The sequence below is a fragment of the Providencia sp. PROV223 genome (genome assembly GCF_028479245.1).
Lineage (GTDB): Bacteria > Pseudomonadota > Gammaproteobacteria > Enterobacterales > Enterobacteriaceae > Providencia > Providencia rettgeri.
In genome coordinates, this window is sequence record NZ_JAMPNG010000001.1 from 241,022 (window position 1) to 259,709 (window position 18,688).

General features: G+C 38.1%; 20 protein-coding genes. 6 read left to right on the plus strand and 14 right to left on the minus strand.

Going from position 1 to position 18,688, the window contains the following annotated elements:
- The first annotated feature begins 31 nt into the window (after nucleotides 1-31).
- On the plus strand, nucleotides 32-649 hold the full coding sequence (locus tag PR767_RS01150) for a Fic/DOC family protein (RefSeq protein WP_272519761.1): 618 nt from the start codon (nucleotides 32-34) through the stop codon (nucleotides 647-649).
- Here PR767_RS01150 and PR767_RS01155 read toward each other — a convergent pair.
- Complete coding sequence (locus PR767_RS01155) at nucleotides 646-810, minus strand: hypothetical protein (protein ID WP_272519762.1); 165 nt, start codon at nucleotides 808-810, stop codon at nucleotides 646-648. The two genes, PR767_RS01150 and PR767_RS01155, sit on opposite strands and share 4 nt — an antisense overlap.
- Nucleotides 811-1,205: 395 nt before the next feature.
- On the opposite strand from PR767_RS01155, the gene PR767_RS01160 reads away from it, so the two are divergent.
- The gene (locus tag PR767_RS01160; RefSeq protein ID WP_272519763.1) at nucleotides 1,206-2,318 is read left to right on the plus strand and encodes a DUF3800 domain-containing protein; all 1,113 of its coding nucleotides are present in this window, start codon (nucleotides 1,206-1,208) and stop codon (nucleotides 2,316-2,318) included.
- Between the two features lie 161 nt (nucleotides 2,319-2,479).
- On the opposite strand, the gene PR767_RS01165 is transcribed toward PR767_RS01160, so the two are convergent.
- From PR767_RS01165 to PR767_RS01185, 5 genes are all read right to left on the minus strand, one after another.
- A complete protein-coding gene (locus tag PR767_RS01165; RefSeq protein WP_272519764.1) occupies nucleotides 2,480-3,502 on the minus strand; it encodes an AAA family ATPase in 1,023 nt (340 codons plus the stop codon).
- The gene (locus PR767_RS01170) at nucleotides 3,487-5,052 is read right to left on the minus strand and encodes an ATP-dependent nuclease (protein ID WP_272519765.1); all 1,566 of its coding nucleotides are present in this window, start codon (nucleotides 5,050-5,052) and stop codon (nucleotides 3,487-3,489) included. The genes PR767_RS01165 and PR767_RS01170 overlap by 16 nt, the downstream gene beginning before the upstream one ends.
- 299 nt (nucleotides 5,053-5,351) lie before the next feature.
- On the minus strand, nucleotides 5,352-6,854 hold the full coding sequence (locus PR767_RS01175; RefSeq protein ID WP_272519766.1) for a hypothetical protein: 1,503 nt from the start codon (nucleotides 6,852-6,854) through the stop codon (nucleotides 5,352-5,354).
- A 366-nt stretch (nucleotides 6,855-7,220) separates the two neighbouring features.
- Nucleotides 7,221-8,327: a hypothetical protein gene (locus PR767_RS01180; RefSeq protein WP_272519767.1), complete on the minus strand. Its 1,107-nt coding sequence runs from the start codon at nucleotides 8,325-8,327 to the stop codon at nucleotides 7,221-7,223.
- 84 nt (nucleotides 8,328-8,411) lie between these two features.
- Complete coding sequence (locus PR767_RS01185) at nucleotides 8,412-8,609, minus strand: helix-turn-helix transcriptional regulator (RefSeq protein WP_259493479.1); 198 nt, start codon at nucleotides 8,607-8,609, stop codon at nucleotides 8,412-8,414.
- Between the two features lie 267 nt (nucleotides 8,610-8,876).
- Between PR767_RS01185 and PR767_RS01190 the strand changes: the two genes are divergently transcribed.
- Nucleotides 8,877-9,470 (plus strand): hypothetical protein, encoded by a 594-nt coding sequence (locus PR767_RS01190; RefSeq protein WP_272519768.1) that lies wholly within the window; start codon nucleotides 8,877-8,879, stop codon nucleotides 9,468-9,470.
- Between the two features lie 11 nt (nucleotides 9,471-9,481).
- On the opposite strand, the gene PR767_RS01195 is transcribed toward PR767_RS01190, so the two are convergent.
- The 5 genes from PR767_RS01195 to PR767_RS01215 form a co-directional block, all read right to left on the minus strand.
- On the minus strand, nucleotides 9,482-10,003 hold the full coding sequence (locus PR767_RS01195; RefSeq protein ID WP_272519769.1) for a hypothetical protein: 522 nt from the start codon (nucleotides 10,001-10,003) through the stop codon (nucleotides 9,482-9,484).
- A gap of 70 nt (nucleotides 10,004-10,073) precedes the next feature.
- Nucleotides 10,074-10,508 carry a DUF2787 family protein gene (locus tag PR767_RS01200; protein ID WP_272519770.1) on the minus strand — a complete coding sequence of 145 codons (435 nt, stop codon included), beginning with the start codon at nucleotides 10,506-10,508 and terminating at the stop codon, nucleotides 10,074-10,076.
- A gap of 283 nt (nucleotides 10,509-10,791) precedes the next feature.
- Nucleotides 10,792-11,109: a hypothetical protein gene (locus tag PR767_RS01205; RefSeq protein WP_272519771.1), complete on the minus strand. Its 318-nt coding sequence runs from the start codon at nucleotides 11,107-11,109 to the stop codon at nucleotides 10,792-10,794.
- A gap of 9 nt (nucleotides 11,110-11,118) precedes the next feature.
- A complete protein-coding gene (locus PR767_RS01210) occupies nucleotides 11,119-11,460 on the minus strand; it encodes a hypothetical protein (RefSeq protein WP_272519772.1) in 342 nt (113 codons plus the stop codon).
- A 98-nt stretch (nucleotides 11,461-11,558) separates the two neighbouring features.
- On the minus strand, nucleotides 11,559-11,843 hold the full coding sequence (locus tag PR767_RS01215; RefSeq protein WP_087802311.1) for a helix-turn-helix domain-containing protein: 285 nt from the start codon (nucleotides 11,841-11,843) through the stop codon (nucleotides 11,559-11,561).
- Between the two features lie 137 nt (nucleotides 11,844-11,980).
- On the opposite strand from PR767_RS01215, the gene PR767_RS01220 reads away from it, so the two are divergent.
- Nucleotides 11,981-12,397 carry a hypothetical protein gene (locus PR767_RS01220; RefSeq protein ID WP_004910574.1) on the plus strand — a complete coding sequence of 139 codons (417 nt, stop codon included), beginning with the start codon at nucleotides 11,981-11,983 and terminating at the stop codon, nucleotides 12,395-12,397.
- A gap of 61 nt (nucleotides 12,398-12,458) precedes the next feature.
- Nucleotides 12,459-13,037 (plus strand): DNA translocase FtsK, encoded by a 579-nt coding sequence (locus PR767_RS01225; protein WP_272519773.1) that lies wholly within the window; start codon nucleotides 12,459-12,461, stop codon nucleotides 13,035-13,037.
- Nucleotides 13,038-13,380: 343 nt separating this feature from the next.
- Here the strand turns inward: PR767_RS01225 and PR767_RS01230 are convergent, their stop codons facing one another.
- The 3 genes from PR767_RS01230 to PR767_RS01240 all read right to left on the minus strand — a co-directional run bounded on the left by PR767_RS01230 (nucleotide 13,381) and on the right by PR767_RS01240 (nucleotide 17,045).
- Nucleotides 13,381-13,824 (minus strand): GNAT family N-acetyltransferase, encoded by a 444-nt coding sequence (locus PR767_RS01230; RefSeq protein ID WP_204163279.1) that lies wholly within the window; start codon nucleotides 13,822-13,824, stop codon nucleotides 13,381-13,383.
- Between the two features lie 500 nt (nucleotides 13,825-14,324).
- A complete protein-coding gene (locus PR767_RS01235) occupies nucleotides 14,325-14,921 on the minus strand; it encodes a hypothetical protein (protein ID WP_272519774.1) in 597 nt (198 codons plus the stop codon).
- Between the two features lie 510 nt (nucleotides 14,922-15,431).
- On the minus strand, nucleotides 15,432-17,045 hold the full coding sequence (locus PR767_RS01240; protein ID WP_272519775.1) for a GMC family oxidoreductase: 1,614 nt from the start codon (nucleotides 17,043-17,045) through the stop codon (nucleotides 15,432-15,434).
- A 456-nt stretch (nucleotides 17,046-17,501) separates the two neighbouring features.
- On the opposite strand from PR767_RS01240, the gene PR767_RS01245 reads away from it, so the two are divergent.
- Nucleotides 17,502-18,680, plus strand: coding sequence for a calcium:proton antiporter (locus tag PR767_RS01245; protein ID WP_110731894.1), 1,179 nt, complete (start codon nucleotides 17,502-17,504; stop codon nucleotides 18,678-18,680).
- The last annotated feature ends 8 nt before the right edge of the window (nucleotides 18,681-18,688 follow it).

Consider the following 18,688-nt stretch of genomic DNA (forward strand, 5'->3'; position numbering starts at 1 on the left):
ATTCATACCCACACCACAAGAACACGCTTATATGAATAAATACGATGTGTTTAACAGCGAAGGAAAATTTGCTGATGGTTCTGATGAAGAAGTGCTAGCTAACAAGCTAGGGCTTTCAAACATTGATGATATCAATGATGCTGAGCTTGTCCTGTTAGAAAAACTGTATCAAGTCATTTTTGAAGAACAATTTCCCACTGAGCAAATTACCGTATCACTTATTCAGCGTTGGCACCGCCAATGGTTAGGGAATGTTTACGAGTGGGCTGGTCAGTTACGTACGGTGAATATTAGCAAGGGTGGCTTTATGTTTGCCCCTGCGGGTCGTGTTGCAAAGTTACTTGCTCAATTTGAAAAAGAGTTTCTAGCGAAGTACACACCCTGCACCAGTATGAGCCGAGAACAAGTCATAGAAGCTATTGCAACAGTACATGTGGAATTAATTCTGATACATCCGTTTAGGGAGGGTAATGGGCGCTTATCGCGTTTACTCGCGGATGTGATGGCAGTACAAGCAGGTTTCCAGCCATTAGACTATGAAAGTTGGACTCAACACCCCGAGCAGTACATCGCAGCAATCCACGCAGGGTTAAACCTTAACTATGAACCCATGAAATATTGGGTTAATGAAGCCTTAAAAGAAAACTAAATCGCCAGTTTCAAGTGTCCAAACTTCTCACGCTTAGCCTTCATCTCTTCTTCAAGGCGACGAGACTCCTGCCCTGTTTCAATAGCTGTAGAGGTTGCTACCGATCGAATGAGTTGAGTACGAGTTGGTCTTGTTACTTGAATTAATTCATTCTTTTTCATGGTAGTCTCATTTCAAACTGGCGATAGTGCATTTTATCATCATTGGTTTATATGGCAACATAGATCACTTTTCTAGTTAAAAATTTTACAGCACAATGTCACTTCATTTCCGTCTACCTTGAGCTATTAGGCTAGCTTAAAACCTGTTCACAATCTACTGCAGATATTTCTAAATTATTTAGGGATATTTAAAAAGCTGCCACAATCTCTATTTGATATTTATGCCTTAACATTGTCCTGTGGTCATCACTTAAGTAGTACTCCACCAATTACAGCATACAAAGTAAAGTTATGATAACTTGTCATATGCTGGTATAACTTATCTAAAATTTAGTGAGTTATATGGTGATTACTGAAGTAGACCTTCTTTCAAAAATTTCATAAAGGGGAATGAAATGGATGTCAATAAACTTAGAGAGATGCTCATCCAGCATAATGGTCTTCAAAATACTGATGAAGTCTATACATTTTATTATGATGAGACGAATAACATCCGAAAATTATATTTAAAAGATTCTGGCTTTAATGTTAACAAGGCAGATAATTTTATCCTTGCAGGCATTCTGCATAAAGGGCGAAACACTAGCTGTGATTATTCAACCCTATTTCAGATGATTAATCTTCAAAAAAGCACCCATGAGCTAAAGCTAAAGCATGTTGCTAAGGGTAATTTTTTAAACATGCTTAAATCTGATAAGATTTTAATTATTCTAAACTGGCTCATCGAAAATAAATTCTACATCCATTATTTTAATCTTAATATCGTATACTGGTCTGTTATTGACATTATTGATTCTATTATTGATGAGTTACATCATCCTTTTTATATTGTGAATCACATGTCACTTAAGAGCGATTTCTATGAGCTTGCTAATAGCAATTCTGCTGTTTTCCTTAATGCTCTATATGAGTTTAACTACCCAGATATTCCAGAAGAAAAAATTCATGTGTTTTGCAGATGGCTTATTGATTTTACATGCATGTACAGTTGTATGCTGCCAAATGTTCAAGCTAGTGTACTCGAAAATTTGATTAAAGAATCTCTGAAAGTCGAAAAACTACCGTTTATATCGGGATTTCATGGTCGAGAACTGATCGATAGCTTTATGGTGTTTTATTTAAGAAACTTATTTTTATTTAAAAATTCCATTCATATCTTTGATGAAGAAAAAAGCATTCAAGGTGATGTTAAAAATTTCCCGTTAACTGACAATGATATGCCAATACATAATCATGAGTTCGTTAAATCCCACAACTCAGAGGCTATTCAACTATCTGACGTTATCGCGGGATTTTTGGGTAAGTATTTTTCTTACTTAAAAGATGTAAATGATGAACAATTAGCGCTTGATAAGGTAAATTTAACTAGCCAGCAATTTAAGACTCTTTCGGCATTAAAACGCATTATTGATATTTCTGATAATGTAAGCAGAGGATTTTTTAATGTAGTTAGCAGTGAGGGAGAACAGCGAAGACATAACTTGTTCTTACATGGTGTAAAATTATAAAGGTTAAAAACTACTTTTTGCACTAAAGTGCCCTCAAATAGTTTTCAAAAGTCAGGTTTGAGCTCTGAGTTCAACAGGTGGATGCAACAGCGACACACTGGTTAAAACGTTTTATGTAAACCTGCGGGGGCACAAATTAGGCATCTTACTGTATTCTTGGTTTAACATTTATACTCGTCTAACAAACGTTGTGAAACAAAATACACATTACCTTTAGCTCTTGTACAAGCTACGTATAGCTTATTTAACGTCGAAGGTGCCAACGTAGCCAATCGTCCTTTTTTATAGGCTGTGAATGTGGTTGGGTTTAGAACTATGCAGATGTCAGCGAAATCATCCAAGCCTTTTGTATTTCCCCAATTATCAGTCCTTCCAAGATACTTGTAGCTTTCTTTAAAAAACAATTTAACGATAGAGTCGTCGGAGAATAGTCTCTTAACATGCTCATTATCGTCAATTAGGGCAATATTGACCTCATCTTGTCGATGGGAGCTTATTGTGATGCCAATTTGTTCGGTAACAAATCTACAAACTGTAGGGCTACATCTATAGCTGTGGGAGAGTGTATCTAAGTCGATTGTGTATCCAGAATCTTTGAGCTTGGTAAGATATGCTTCATAGTGGTTATGTAAGTTTTTTTGAATATTACCATCTCTGCTAGTATCAAAAGTATGTTGGAAAAAGTCACCAACGAATAATATCTCCACATCCATTTTCGACAACTGACAAAGTAAATTAAAATCATTAGCTGCGAAATCTTGAACTTCATCTACGCAGAAGAAATCAAAATACTTTTTAATACGCTCAGAGATGTCAGATACACCATCACAATCCATCATCATCTTCGCAATACGGTTATGGTAAAGCCGGTCTCCTTGACTAACGTAATGTTCATGAGTGTTGCGTTTCGCAAATCTAGGCGGATCACTATAGCTAACCCCCTTTATCTTCATGTCATTACCAACAATTGGTCGCACGCAGAACGATATTAGGAATGAAAAATAAGTGTAAACACGTACACCTTTAGGCATTACTCCAAATTTTTTTAAAATACGTTTCTTTAGATTAGTAGTATTATTTACAGTATAAGTAATAATCAACGCACGACTATTTATGTCCAATTGATCAATTATATGTTGTGTTTTGCCCGATCCTGCAACTGCTAGTACTACTCGCTTACCCATTCAACGGCCTCTTTAATGTATGGAGGTACAGCGACTTCATTCGCCTTCTCCTCAAGTAACCTAAGTGCTGCAGTAGTTTTGTTATTCAGCATATACTGTTGCGGTGTTAATTGTATCCCCCCACCGGAAAATAAGTCGTCGCAGATTTCTTTATTATCTTGATACATGCATATTTCAAAAGTTGTTCTTGTGTTATCTGTGTCTGAGCACACAGTTATACAGTCTGACTGATAATCATGATAATTATCTATACAGTTTTTTTGATAGTCACTGTCATTATCACGGATCACCGCGGTCCTAATATTCAATAACTTAGAAACTTCCATATATCGTTTAAAGCTAGTACCACCGACTGAGATGATATGAACTCCATCTTCGCTTGGTGGATGGCCTTTAGTTCGCTCGTATAAGCACTCCATCAGAATATATTCAGCATCCCCCTCAACAAGAATTACTTTTTCAGAAAGGACATGCTCTAAGATGTTATGATTAGGGGCTTTCGCAAAAAACTTAGCTGTATCCCTCGTGAGATCTGTCAAGGTAGCAGGTCTGGTTGCTGCACTATTCAGCAAAATCGACTTTCTTAAATCTAATCTAGAGCTAATTAGACTGCTATGGGTTGCAATTATCACCTGATTATCATGTGATTTCTCTACCTGACTAATCAGCTTATACATGTTAGTGTGGCTAAGGTGGTTCTCAGGTTCTTCTAGTAACAAGACATCGATTCTCTTGCCTTCATCACGCTCTCTCAATGCAAACGCAGTTTTTATAAAGCACTGCTTTCCTTTTCCACGATTTTCAATAGGAATGCCTTCCTCTGTTAGGGTTAGGTCAGTTTCCAAATTGAACTTTGAGCCAGAGCGAATAGCAAAATCGTATCCCTCTAAATTATCATTAATCACATTTAGTTGAGTATCCCTGAAGGCATTTTTTTGTTGTCTATATTCATTCATTAGACTGTAACGGACAGATTGCTCCACAGTAGCTTCATACATGGCTTTTACATACTGACTGTTTGCGTACTCGTTGTTAATTTGAGTGCTATCAATAGACAAAAAACGCAAAAATTTCCGATAATTCGAGTATGCGTCCCCATTGAATGTAATAAACTTGGCAACGTAAAATTCGAAGGGAAAGTTATCACCTTCAGTATCCAAAACTTGCCGTATCTCCGTGCTTAACTCTTCGTTCGGCTCACAGATCAATTGAAGCCCGTCAGCATAAGTTCCATCACTATTGTTTCTACCGTTGAGATCTGGGTTATCCGCTTCGTTTAGAAATAACTCAATATGAAGACTCGGAAGGCGGTCTATATTCTTCTCACCCGCTAGAAATTCTGAAACAACACTGGCATTAAGCAAAGCTTCGATACCCAAGCTCTCTACCTTGCTTCTACTACCACTCAAGACAAGTTCAATAGCCGTCAATATAGTGCTCTTTCCTGCTTCATTATCCCCAACCAGAATATTTCTTTTGGGATCAAAATGAATCTCATACTCTCGAAATTTCTTAAAGTTTTTGATTTTTGCCTTCAAAATATGCGTCATTATAGTACTTGCCTTACGATGTAAATTATTAGCTAGAATATTATATAGACTTCATAGTGATAAGAATGCTGTTGCAATCACGAGTTACAACTTTTAAAGGGATAAAGGTGAGTCAACAGGTAAGGATTTCTTACCTGTTGCTAATACGTTTTGAGGTATAACTGCTCCCCCGTTGAACAACACTGATGGTTGTTAACTACTCCCGCTTATGCCACAGAACTGTGTCTTAATTAAGCATGATTCTGTGGCATGGAGATAGTGCCCACTCCCCAAAAACTAATTTTAATTTCGATTCACCACTAGCAACCATGCTTCAACACTATATCCAAATACGGGTGTTGCCAATCACCATCAGACAGCTCATGCAAACTCACAAATCCATCATGTTCTAGCGCACAAACACCGTTGTGCGAGCTCACATAATCATAGACTGCACGGCTTTCTAGCCCTTGAATCATGTGAGCAAGTAACTTACGTCGCATCACATCACGACGCCACTTTTTCCATTCCCCATTTTTTGTTTTTCGCTTTGTCGTATTAAATGGTTGCTCAACCTCATTCACGACAGAAAGCCCATGCCTATTTTTCTTTCCTATTTTTAGATACTCGTCAATGAGTTGATTTATGCTTTCGCGTAGCTCTGTTGTCTCTAATTTCCAATGTTCCAGTATTTCTGATACATAATCGTTGGAATAGAGCTTTTGTAGCTTTTTCACCATACTTCCCTTCGCTGACAAACTAACAGAGCCAGCATTAAATATAGTACCGTAGCGGATAGTTTTAACGAGATTATCATCGACCCCTAGCGTATCTTTAATAAAGTCAGTTTCTAGTACAGATAGTGAATCAGTGCTAATTCCATATTTCTTGAATTCTTGCTCTACGATAGCTAACTGACAGCCTTTAATATCATAATTATACCCATTGGCTAAACATGCCCATTTCATCTTGCTGGGTAAATATTGAAAGCCTGTACCTATCTCAAAAGAACGGCTACCCACTTTGGCGGTTTTATACGCTTGTCGATACTCAACGATTAGCGGCGTTTCACTCATCACCTTGACACCTACCTCCATCAAATGAGAGATAAAATTAAAATAAAAGCTCTTATTCTTTGCAGTAGGATGGTCATTACAATATTCTTGTAGTTTATCAAGGTTGATCGGTAATGCTTCGAGTTGTTGATACACACCGATAATACGCTGTCTAAAATTGACATTTTCGATGGTTCGTTTCGATGTTTTATGCTTAGGAGGCTTTACATTATAAGAGCTTTTTAACATCAATTCATACAGTGTTTCGGGTTTCTTACGTTTATCAAAAATATTCGTCAAATAGGTATAGCGATCTGTACGTTTAAGATAATCCTTTCGTTTACCGGGAAATAAGGCTTTAAGGACACTTTTAGATAAAGCAAATTCTCGGCACTTATGGGTTCCATAACTATGTTGGATAATCTTAATAATTTTAGCTTGTTCTAAGCACTCTAAGCCGCGTTCTATGCCTAAATCGCGACTTTGCTTAAAAATCATAGGGAATTTCTCTTTCCCCAGTTCAGCGGAAAATGGCACAGAGTACGTCCATTTTTTATTTCCTTTAAACCTCGCTTTTTTCTTCGTATTTTTGCTAACCGTCGCACTACAGATAATATGCTGTAAGAATAAGGCAATTTCACTGTAATATTGAGGTTTTTGACGTTGATCGACGGTATTATCAAAGGGAACGCTCAGAACAATCGCTTTATAGGCTTCGACTGTAGCTTCTGTAACAAGAATGTTATCTTTGGTGATATATGCTGTCATTTCAATTTACCATGTTGTTAATAGTAAATTGAATTACGCAAATACCTTTTTTAGTGGGGTTACCGCTAACCCCATTTTTTAGTAGGTAATTAGAAAAACCGAGAAAGCGTCAAATACCCGTGCCAGCTACTCAAAACGATCCGTTAAGACGAACAACTCGCGGTCTAGGCGAAAATAGCTAATCCCAATATCCCCACGCTATAGCCCATATTAGATAGCGTTATTATTCACAGCCATTATGCTTATGATGCTTACTAAACTTGATGTTATGCTGGTAACCAGCATTGATATATATATATATTATTATGTTGAGTCGTCACACATACCGCTGCAGCGACCCAACACCATTACCCGTGATACAGGCTACTAATAACCGTGTTTGCGAGCCCACTCTTCACGCAAACTCTTCTGCCAAAGAGCTGGAACTCCAAGAATGCCGAGCTTCTCAACCAATAAATGAAAGTCGCACCAAATTTCATCTTTATCGAAAAGATCAACTTGATTGTTTTTCAATCTATTATCTAGACGTTTTAAGATCTTTTTAGCCTCCTTTGGGTTGGTTTTATTTACATAATCGCGTAGCTCAGGTAATATCATGCCCGACAGTAACAACTCCCAATCTAAATCCCCTTCTTTGGTACACAGTGGCTTTTTATAGAACCCAATACGTTCCAGCAAATTGTGAAGATTGCGAATATCTCGTAATAATAGCGCTTTACATCTCGGTTTATAACGAACTTCTAAGCGTAGGAAGCGGCGGTAATCCTGTATTTCGCGCCAATTAGTGATTATCAGTTGTAATTCTTCATCACTAAGAGAGTCTAAGTCATCACCAACATCCAGCTTCTCATAGCAAGAGGCGTGATACTCTGATTTATTGCTACCAAGCCGTTGCCCTTGAAACTCGCCTTCACTTGAGTAACGTTCGCCACAACATGCCCCCTTAAAACCAATATGATAGTCTGAGAGACGCATATCATATATGTCTAAAGCATAATCAATGCGAGTCACCCATGCGCTTTTCAATAACTTATATAGATATTTACCTAGGCGCTTCTTCTTTCCTAAATAAAGAACTAATTTATTAATATCATCAACAGTAAAATGTTGAGGACTAAATTCAAACCTAACAGCACCTCTTCCTTCATATTTATCTGTTTTCTTAAAATCCATTTCCGTCGGCTTATAATAGATCATAAATGCTTGCTTCGGATTATATTTGTTTTTCACCTTAACTTGATAGCGATAAAGTTTCTTAATATATTTACTTTTCGTTTTTCTTCTTCTAATTGAATAAAAACGACTGCCTTTCATCTTATTTAATCTATCGAACAATTCATCGGTATCATCAATTTCAAGATCACCTACAATACTAAGTTTATCAATTCTATGCATCATTTCGTAATGACCTAATTCATGAGGAATAGCAATTGATTTCTTCAAATTATCAATATTAGGTTTAAGGGTAGACATAGCTACCCCCATTACTCACTTGTTCACTATTACTCTGTATATCATCATATAAAGGGGTTATAACAGGCTTATAGAACCACATAATTATTGCCCCTCCTTTTTTACGCATTTTTCACACCATTGAACTATTTCGCTACTTTTCCAACGAACCGAGCGTCCAGATGCAGTCAATGAATATTGCGCAGGAAAATCGCCTGCCTTTATCCAACGATATAGGGTCGCGCGTGAAACCTGAGTGATTTCTAAAACTTGTTTGAGAGTCAAAAATGTATCTTGTTGCATAACTAATCCTTAATCGTAATGCATCACGACGATGCGATTAGGGATTTACAACTTCCAATACGTACCTTATGACGGTCACAACAATCAAAAAGTTAGACTTAGTGACGGTCACAGTGATTTTCTGGAATAAATTTGCTAAAATTTTTTAAAACTTTAGTGACCGTCACAAAAACATTAAGTTTTCTATAAATTATGACAGTCACAATTACTAGTGTACTTTTAGTAAGTCACTGAAACATTGAATGACAGTCACAAAGAGGATTCGTTATGGCAAAACCAATGAAAGGTAAAAAGAAAGATGATCGTAAAAGAGCGGAAAAAAGCAGAAATAACAGGAAAGAGGATTTAGGCGCACCATTCACCATTAACATGCATGATAAAAATAAAAAAAGATTGAGAGAAATATGTGTTCATTTTGGTCATGATGGAATGATGGAAAGAGAAAAAGGTACAGGGCGAATTTTCAGTCAAACAATTATGAATGTTGTCGACTACTATTATATTACTTCAATCATTAACCCTAAAAATGAAAACAAAAAATTATTAATAAAAACATTTAAAATCATCTGGGAGCTTTCCACCTCAAAAAACAATAATTTAATTCTTAAACACAAACACTTACTTATTAAGGATAAAAATCTTGATGGAAACATCAATCTCATAAAAAAGGAAAAAGAGAGAGAAAAAGTTGAAGAAATACTGAAATCAATCGCAAAATACATGACTGAAAATAAATATTACATCCCTCCATATTTATTTAATAATAAGTTTGATGCAAGAGATAAAAACAAATGGGAACCTAAAGATGTTTTATATTTATTAGATACTCAAGGTGTTATCAGTAAAATACAAAAAATGTAAAAGCAACCTACTTATAAAGGTGATATTTCAACCCAATATATTGATTCACTATACAACCGCCGTACCTTGTTACCTCGTAAACCATAACGGGTGCGGCTTACCCTGTCTTGCTGGTGGCTATCAAAGAAATAGAGATAGTCACTGTCCATATGTTCCACCAGCGACCAATGCCACTGATCACCCAGAAGAATAAGCCGACGTGACGTTGTATGAGCGCCTAAGAACGCCTGACAAGCAGACAGTATTTTTTGTGTAGTAAGCCCATCTTTGTAACGAAATGGCGTGGTGATGCGTAGAGGGGCTTGTGATGGGTATTTTGAGGTTAGGCGCTTAATCAAGTAATCCATTTCAGGAATATCAATACCTTGGGTTAAACACTTGTACAGTGACCAGTATTCGCTGTATTCACGCAAAAGATAATTAAATAACGGGCGGGGCTTAATGCGGTCGCCATAGAACCATGTACTCATATTCACCAGACTGTAAATCCCACAGAGGCAATCTAAATCCCCTTGCTTGGACGGTATCAACATCAACTCAAACCTTCTATTGATTGTACTGTACTTTATGGAATAACCAGCGCTGGTATTATTTTTTACTTAATTAGTGTGTTTCCCACTGAATACTGACTTCATAACATTTCATTTTGTTATATTGAATAAAATTGCGTTGCCACAGTTCAAACAGTGCTCCCCCCTCTTCTTCATCAATATCCCCCATCAAAAAATGATAAACATAACCCTGCGACCAACAAATATCGAGTTCCTTTTCAAGCTCAGGATAATAGCTCCCCATGAATGAAAAATCGGTCACATAATCAAACTGCCATTGCTCATGCTGCCGTAACAAACGTATTTCGACAGGATGGAAGCCGCCTGTTTCAGCACTATACAATGGGTCTCGAAAATTCATTGTAACCGCTCGAACAGTGGTTAAATCAATCGCTGAGTTAATCACTGAATTATCCAGTTCATGTAATAACAATTGGCTAAAAGCTTGTGCGATAGGCAAGCGTAGCCCTGACTGATGAATAGTCATATAAAGTTGCCTTTAAATAAAAAAGTGGAAATAAACTGTATAAGCACAACCCAATCATATTTTGGGTATAGTGCCATGCTAATATTTTACCATAACCACTAGCAAAGTAAAGCTATTTATTATTAATAATCAGGTAGTTACATACATTTAGCCATCATTGCTATTTTGATATATCTACCGTAATTTTTATTTATGGCGGGGGAATATTGACGTGGAAAGTGAATGAAAGAATAGAAAAGTCAAAGGGTAAAATGCCAGCCTAAATAATAGGCTGGCATAGCGATTAACCGTTGAGTAACGTAACTACAAAACTTTTTTTATCATCGGTAAGTTGCACGGAATAAATTACCGTGACAGAGCCTGCTTTTCCTGTTGCTTCCGCAGCACAGAGATAAACGCCTCGTTGTGTATTTTGACGTTGCGTTCGCACATTCACAAGCTGCTCATACATCGCCCAACCGACATGTTGATTGACCACTTGTAACGCTAATGCTTTTGCACCATCACTATTGCAATTAATGGTACTCTCATTACATCCCGTTAAACCAACCATCGCAGTTAATATGCTTGATTTCATCCATTGGCTAAGTTTCGTTTTCACATTGTCACCTTACAGCAGAAAATTCACGGTGATCCCTGCTAATATATCGAGTGAAATCACAACCAACGCCACGTAATACCACGCGCGACGATTCGGTATTTTCACGATAAAGTAAAAACAGCAAACATCCCAAATAAGAATCAATGCTTCTACTTTATTCAGTGTCACCTTTTTAGTAATAAAAAACTCAACGATATTTAAGAATAAAATCGGAAAAAACCAAAATAGCCAAAAGGTTTTAGCTAATCCAAAGCCCCCGTTGAGCAAACGCTGTTTAAATAAAGCTGGATCATTTAATCCTTTCGCTTCGTTTTCTTCTCGGATTTTTTGCAATTTATTTTTGATAGACATGACTGTTCCTTCAATTAAATGAATTAAGGGTTTTTTCCATGGTGTTGACGTTAGAATGGGTGCAATGCCTTACCGATAAGCAAGGGTAAATATTTAGGCTATTTCAATGACCTTCTATGATTATTAGAGGATGGCTTATTGATGTAACGACTCGGCCATATTGTTTCAGGAGCCGTGCCAATCACATCCGCAATAATCTGTTCAGCTCTGGGGTAAGCTCTCTCTAGCGCATTATTCAACGTCCGAGAAGAAAGACCATGCTCACGAGATAATTGCGCTAGTGTGACCCCTTTTTTATGCAAAGCCGCCACAATATCCGCACGGTGCCAATCCGCAGCGCTTCCTTTTCGGGGCTTTTTTTGAGATGCTACAGGGTTAGACATAGTAATAACTCCACTGTTTAATTCCTCGTCTATTAAAAACCAATTAAAGGGAATTATCAATAGATATCTTTATGATTTTAACATCTTTCTAGTGCGGTTATTTTATCCTTTTGATATATATGAGATTTATAAAAATCATGACTGATAAAAAACAACTAACTGAAATGGATAATGCGCCCAAGCTCTGGTTTACCAGTGGGGAGCTTGCGGCTATAGGAAAAGAAAAAGCTGACGATCCAACACGTTACCCTGAATATAAAGAGATGGATATCCCTACCACCGCGAAAGGCGTTAGAGTCCGTCTAGAATCAATCACAGCCCTTCATCCCCACTTTCGCAAGAAGAACCCTAATAAGCGCGGCGACCTCTATCATATTGATGCATTTAAGGTGATCCTAAACACGGATGAAAAAGAGCTCATCAAGCAAAACACACTATCTTCTGAAAGTGCAGATCTTAACCTTTTACTTGAAATCTATAAATCACTGTCAGTTGAGAAAAGAAAAGTACTATTAAAAAATGCGCTCACAATGAAACAGGAAGAATTGGATTAGTATCTTTTGATATCTTTTGTTATTTTAATAACTGTATTTTCGTCACTAACTCAGAGGCACTATGCAGTTATCTCATCACAACACGCTAGACAGCAGCTATGACCCATTGACAGCTAAAGCTATTGATTATGTCATTCTCATTAACAGAGCGTCACCGAGACGTTTACAGCGCCATTTTCGGATAGGATTTCATCGTGCTGAGCGCATTATTCATCAACTTGAATATTTGGGTGTGATTACGCCCTTGAATCAGTATGATTATCGTAAAGTGCTGGGATACCCAACTCACTACCGATCTTTTGATGCATCAGCCTTTGCAGCAGCTATTGAGACAATACAGACACCGTTATTCACTGAATTACCACTAGATACACAATCCTTAGAATACCGTTGCTTGATTCAGGCTATCGTCTGGCAGCGTATTGTGGTCTGGGTTGAAGAAATCGAGATCGAAGGTGGTACAACCAATATCTTGAAATCTGTCTCACCGTTTGAATACCTGATTGATACCCACACCGATGACATTTATCAGGATACGCTCCGCAACAACGCCAGTTCTTACCGTTTCCTTGCCACGCTGCGTCCTGAAACTCCATTGGACGTGTTACGACAACATGGGCGCATTAGCTATCAGCCCTGATGGAAGCTACCTCGAATAGCACAAAAAGAATGGCAAGGTTTATGGGTACCGAATGAGGATGGATGGGAAAACCTATCAGAGGAAAATATTCATCAGCCAAGAGGGATTGGTGAGTGGCCTGATTTACCTCATAAAAGTATGAAGCCATTGGTGCACGGGCTGCAAGAAGATGGCGGGGATTATTTGCGGTACTTGATTTATTGGAAAAGTCAGTTTTAGCCTCACGTTATTCAGAATTGTGCTAACAGTTAAACTATTAGCACAATTAAATCTGACAGTCTGGTTTGAGCGAACTGCTGACATTCCCTGAATATCGTTTCTTAACTTTTAGCTACTGGATGGGTCAGCAGGTGCTCATCACAAGTTGAGTGGCATTTTTCCAGCTGATTCTGAAAACAGGGGCATTATCTGACGAAGGCATATCGGATATTGCATGCTCCGTAATAACGCCTCCCAGCTTCAGGTAAAGTTGTGAGGCTCTGACGTTATCTTCAAAAACCCACAGATAAAGCGGTGAGTTAGAATCTTCGCTACATATCCATTCTGCCGCATGATGGAGCAATTTTTTTCCTGCTCCCTGACCTCGCAGTGCGGAACTTACATGTAAGCTGTCTATGTAACTACCCCACTGAGCGTCCTTATTGAGGATTGCACATATAAATCCTTCAACGTTACCTTCTTTCTCTGCGACAAAGACAGCCACATCCTGGCTACATTGTTTCAATACAGACTGCCAGTGGGAAAGTCGCTCATTCTGCGCATGATTTTCAAGGAAGTCTGAAGACATCACATTTTTATATGTATCTCGCCATCCGGCGGCATGCAGATGTGCAATTGCATTGGCATCACTGTACTGAGCTTCTCTTAACTGAATCACACCTGTTCCTTTTTATGTTATTAATATGAGGAAAACGCTAATGTCATCTTACTTTTCGATGAGTATTTATCGAAGAAAACAAGTGCGCAATATAACAAATCTCCGCGGATCTGGGAACGCCCGCTTCTGACACATGGCTGCCGAAACAACACAAAGGGACTGCTATGAGCGAGGAGCGGAAGCTTGAATTATAGTTGCCCCACTAAACGAAAATTTTTATTCACTGAAACATATATTTTACATGTTGGTATTTAGCCCAGAATTAATTAACTCTGGATAGATTTTACTGGGGTTCGCGTTTAAATTCCGTACTAAAATTTCGTTTATACATTAAGGCTCCTTTATTGTTCTGAGGTGAATATATCACCTCGATTCAGGTGGACAAATTTATTAAACCGCTACATGTATACTTAATTTTTCTTAGAATTTCGCAACCGTAAGTTGTAAATTGCTTTTAACTTAAAACTATCTGATAGTCCCTTTAAACGCCCCCTTATTACTATGGATATAACGGTTAAAGTAAAAAATGCAATTATGAGCGGGTATCTTTCATTAATGTCTAAAACGAAGATCATACTTACCCCGATCATAAGTGAATTAAGCGCCATTCCCCGTGCGATTCTATCTCGACTAACATAAGACTCCATAGTCCGAATTGTGTCACTTATAGAGTAGGATAATATCTCAGAACTTTTTTCATATGGTTCTGGGGAATCATTTTCATCATCAGGTGTATTTTTTTCTTTTTGATTCCCTAAAATATTTTTTATTGTTTTGAATAAGAACGAAGATATGGTGTCTATTTTTTTGAATAAAAACGAAGATATGGTGTCTATAAATATTCCCGCAATGTAGGCCAAGGGGAATATTATAATTAAGAGTACCTCCTTAAATTTATTGTAATCAATAGTTAAAAAATCAATGTTCATACTTAGGAGTAAGGCTATCCATATGAGCGAAATCAAACCTGTTATTACATACTCTATCAATGCTGCCGTATATTGCATTTCAATACCCTTAAAATTAATGCGTTATTTGAAGGTGGAACGTTAGTAATTAGATACTATGAGTGATATTGGCTGTATAATCTAAAAGAAAATATGGATACCCACAATAAAATCGTAAATTTTACACAGCTAAATGTGCGTACAACGCCTCGGTGAGCTAGAGTTTACCTATTTAAAGTTCAACTATGTCTGCTTTTGGCACCAAGCTGCCTGTCAGATTATGTTATACTCTATGCAATAGATTAGTGTTTTATACTGATGTAATTTTACTTTGATAATCTTATAAGTACTATTTTAGCAGACACCTTGTTCTAAATGAGTACACCGCTGAGTACAAAATAAATAACTTAAAATTAAATCATTATAAATCAAAATTATACGACATAAATTTAGGTTTAATGTGTAGTACCACAATTGGTCTATAACGTACCTTAAGTTTATTGAAACAGCATAAAGCTCAGGTGTTACCTTGGTTTTATGCTGTTTTTTCTATATCAGCCTATCACAAGGTTAATTTGCGTTCCTATCTTCTATAATCATCGCTGCGGCGCGTTCTGCAATCATTATCGTTGGTGCGTTGGTATTGCCACTTGGAATTTCAGGCATCACAGAACAGTCCACGACACGTAAGTTTTCAATACCATGTACACGTAACCGCAAATCAGTCACTGATGTTGTGGTATCCGTTCCCATACGACAAGTTCCCACAGGATGGTAAACCGTTTTACAAAAATTTCGGACAAACTCTTCAAGTTGAGCGTCATCATGACGTACAGAAGCAGGTGGCATTAGAACCTCTTTGCTTAGCACTTGTAATGAAGGGGAGTCCAATACATCTAAGCCAAACTTAACCGCACGTTTGCAACCTTCCATATCTTCGGGTGAGGCAAGATAATTAGCGTGAATTTTTAGTGGGGCTTGTGGGTCTGTGCTGCGCAATAAAACTTCACCACGGGACTTAGGTTGTAAGTACCCGACCTTTAATGAAAAGCCGTGGGCTGCGGGCAGAGGCTCACCAGGAACATCATCCCAGCTATCTAAAATAGGTAAAAAGTGAATTTGTACATCAGGACGGCCTTGGTTGCAGCTGTCTTTAAATGCAGCGCCTTCTAAAACGTTAGAGGTGAGCAGTCCACTGCGAAATACCATCCACTCGACCCCGTGTTTAACTGCATTTAAACCTTGGTCTGCGCCGAATAAACTTATTGGCTGCTTAGTCGTGACGTTAATTGACATATGTAGGTGGTCATGAAAATTTTTACCAACAGGTAGATTCGCATGAGTATGGATCCCCAACGAAGACAAGTGCTCCTCTGGCCCGATACCTGATAGCATCAATAATTTTGCAGAGCCCATCGCACCCGAACAGACCAATACTTCGCAACTGGCAAATGCCTCAACTTCATGGCCATTTTTCCCTTGATAGGCAACACCAATCGCGCGGCCATCGCGAATGATGATACGGTTCACTTGAGTGCCAAGCTTTAATGTCAACTTATCACTCTTTTCCACTGATTTTAAATAGGTTCTTGATGTACTGGCTCTTTCTCCATTATGCGTTGTCGTCTGGTAAAAGCTTGTTCCTTGCTGGCTTTCCCCATTAAGGTCATTGACATAAGAAAGACCATGCTCTTGCGCTGCACGAATAAATGCCATTGATAATGGGTGCCGGTATCTATTTTCACTGACAGGAAGTGGGCCTTCTGTTCCATGGTATTCTCCTGTCAGGCTTTCATTACTCTCTGCCTTTTTAAACCATGGCAATACATCCGAGTATCCCCAGCCTTCACAGCCGTAATTTAGAGCCCAATTATCATAATCTTGTTTCTGGCCTCGGATATAAATCATTCCATTGACAGAACTACTTCCCCCCAACACTTTCCCTTGGGCAATTTGCATTTTACGGTTATTCGCGTGAGGCTCTGGCTCAGTTTCATAAGGCCAACTTTTTTGGGCAATAATTTTCGCCACGCCAGCTGGCATACGAATAAACAAGTGGTTATCGCTACCACCCGCTTCAATAAGTAATACTTTGGATTGCGTCTCTTGGATCAACCGAGCAGCAAGAACACAACCGGCAGAACCCGCACCTACAATAATATAATCATATTTTACTGCGCTCATTTGTCACTCCGTCAAATAAAACAAACAATCTATTTTCATTTTTTTAACAATAGCGCTTTTAATTCATTAATGTATGAACAATATTCCACATATGTGATTAAAATCAAAAATAATTTCTTATGTAATTATTATTGGCCCTTAATAAACATTGTTTATTCAAGAAAAATTTTAAGCAAAGTCAATACTTAAACCTAATCCAATCTTTATTAATAAATGAATGTTTATAGCTAGCTAATAAGTAATCTGTCATATAGAAATATCTTATTTTATCGTGTTTAAGCGAGTCACAATCCCCTTCGATGTTATCAGCGCGACTATAAAGCTTATTTCCATGCAGGAGTTGCAAGATAATAGATGAATGCTATAGTAATGACCGATTAATATTCTTTCGGCTTGAGGACGACCTCAAGTGCGTATCAGCAACAGGGACGGCCCTTTCTTCTAAAGGAAAACAATATGGGGCGCTTCTGTTTCAATAGTCCACTCATCCCGTTAACAACTTGGAGCCGGTTAATCGGCTCTTGGTTAGTCGTCATTTTCTTTATTTTAAGTGGCGAAACATTACTTAATGACAGTCTTTCTGCATTTAGTGCAACTTGGATTTTTTTACTGCTGTTCATTACAATTCTCACCGCTTCCTTTGGTGTCGTTAAAGAGGCTGACCATCTTGCTGAACAATTGGGTGAGCCATACGGAACGCTGATCCTGACTTTATCTATTGTCTTAATTGAAGTCATTCTTATTGCCTCGGTTCTACTAGGTCCCGGTGATTTTCCAACTATTGGGCGTGATTCCATATTCGCCGTGATGATGATTATCATGAACCTCGTCGTAGGTATCTGCTTACTCGCAGGTTCAGCTAGAAATGGTGAACAAGAATATAATACGCAAGGAACCAACAGTTATCTTTCAATGATCGTATTACTGACTGGTTTAGCGTTAATCCTACCAAATTATACCTCTAGCCAAGGGGAGTATTCCCATACGCAAGCCATTGGTATTTCAGGTATTACTATACTTATCTATGGTGCTTTCTTGTGGATGCAGATGCGAGGTCACCGACGATTTTTTATCCAGCCGCCTAAAGGGCTGATGAATGTCCCAGAACAATACATTTCAGCTAGCGATGCTTTGGCAGACAATAATGTCGAAAAGAAAGATAACCACGCTGAGTCAAACAAAAAAACGATTATTATTCGTTCTTGTGTGTTAATTGGGCTGATACTCCCTATTGTGTTACTTGCGCATTATTTAGCCATCGTGACTGATTACGGAATTGAAGCCTTAGGAGCACCAGCAGCAGTCGGTGGTGTCCTGATCGCCATTATCGTATTTACACCTGAATCAATCACAGCAGTAAAAGCGGCAATGAATAATGAAATGCAACGAGCGATAAACCTTTGCCAAGGCGCATTTGTCTCAACGGTAGGTTTAACTGTGCCAGCAGTATTAATTATCGGCATTATTACCGGTAAACAAGTCATTATGGGGATTTCTAACGCGGAAATTGTTTTATTCGCAATCACCATGTTACTGACTATGCTTTCATTTAATGGTCAGAAAACATCTCCCATTCAAGGTTGGATACACCTTGCCATCTTTGCTGTATTTGGGCTTATTCTATTTTATCCGTAGTGGCTGAC

Excerpts from the sequence above, each read along its gene's own strand:
- PR767_RS01190 (WP_272519768.1), top strand. The coding sequence starts at position 8,877 with ATGGCAAAACCAATGAAAGGTAAAAAGAAAGATGATCGTAAAAGAGCG.
- PR767_RS01180 (WP_272519767.1), bottom strand. The coding sequence starts at position 8,327 with ATGTCTACCCTTAAACCTAATATTGATAATTTGAAGAAATCAATTGCT.
- PR767_RS01165 (WP_272519764.1), bottom strand. The coding sequence starts at position 3,502 with ATGGGTAAGCGAGTAGTACTAGCAGTTGCAGGATCGGGCAAAACACAA.
- PR767_RS01185 (WP_259493479.1), bottom strand. The coding sequence starts at position 8,609 with ATGCAACAAGATACATTTTTGACTCTCAAACAAGTTTTAGAAATCACT.
- PR767_RS01160 (WP_272519763.1), top strand. The coding sequence starts at position 1,206 with ATGGATGTCAATAAACTTAGAGAGATGCTCATCCAGCATAATGGTCTT.
- PR767_RS01245 (WP_110731894.1), top strand. The coding sequence starts at position 17,502 with ATGGGGCGCTTCTGTTTCAATAGTCCACTCATCCCGTTAACAACTTGG.
- PR767_RS01225 (WP_272519773.1), top strand. The coding sequence starts at position 12,459 with ATGCAGTTATCTCATCACAACACGCTAGACAGCAGCTATGACCCATTG.
- PR767_RS01200 (WP_272519770.1), bottom strand. The coding sequence starts at position 10,508 with ATGACTATTCATCAGTCAGGGCTACGCTTGCCTATCGCACAAGCTTTT.
- PR767_RS01175 (WP_272519766.1), bottom strand. The coding sequence starts at position 6,854 with ATGACAGCATATATCACCAAAGATAACATTCTTGTTACAGAAGCTACA.
- PR767_RS01240 (WP_272519775.1), bottom strand. The coding sequence starts at position 17,045 with ATGAGCGCAGTAAAATATGATTATATTATTGTAGGTGCGGGTTCTGCC.
- PR767_RS01155 (WP_272519762.1), bottom strand. The coding sequence starts at position 810 with ATGAAAAAGAATGAATTAATTCAAGTAACAAGACCAACTCGTACTCAA.
- PR767_RS01230 (WP_204163279.1), bottom strand. The coding sequence starts at position 13,824 with ATGTCTTCAGACTTCCTTGAAAATCATGCGCAGAATGAGCGACTTTCC.
- PR767_RS01150 (WP_272519761.1), top strand. The coding sequence starts at position 32 with ATGAATAAATACGATGTGTTTAACAGCGAAGGAAAATTTGCTGATGGT.
- PR767_RS01235 (WP_272519774.1), bottom strand. The coding sequence starts at position 14,921 with ATGCAATATACGGCAGCATTGATAGAGTATGTAATAACAGGTTTGATT.
- PR767_RS01215 (WP_087802311.1), bottom strand. The coding sequence starts at position 11,843 with ATGTCTAACCCTGTAGCATCTCAAAAAAAGCCCCGAAAAGGAAGCGCT.
- PR767_RS01170 (WP_272519765.1), bottom strand. The coding sequence starts at position 5,052 with ATGACGCATATTTTGAAGGCAAAAATCAAAAACTTTAAGAAATTTCGA.
- PR767_RS01220 (WP_004910574.1), top strand. The coding sequence starts at position 11,981 with ATGACTGATAAAAAACAACTAACTGAAATGGATAATGCGCCCAAGCTC.
- PR767_RS01210 (WP_272519772.1), bottom strand. The coding sequence starts at position 11,460 with ATGTCTATCAAAAATAAATTGCAAAAAATCCGAGAAGAAAACGAAGCG.
- PR767_RS01195 (WP_272519769.1), bottom strand. The coding sequence starts at position 10,003 with ATGTTGATACCGTCCAAGCAAGGGGATTTAGATTGCCTCTGTGGGATT.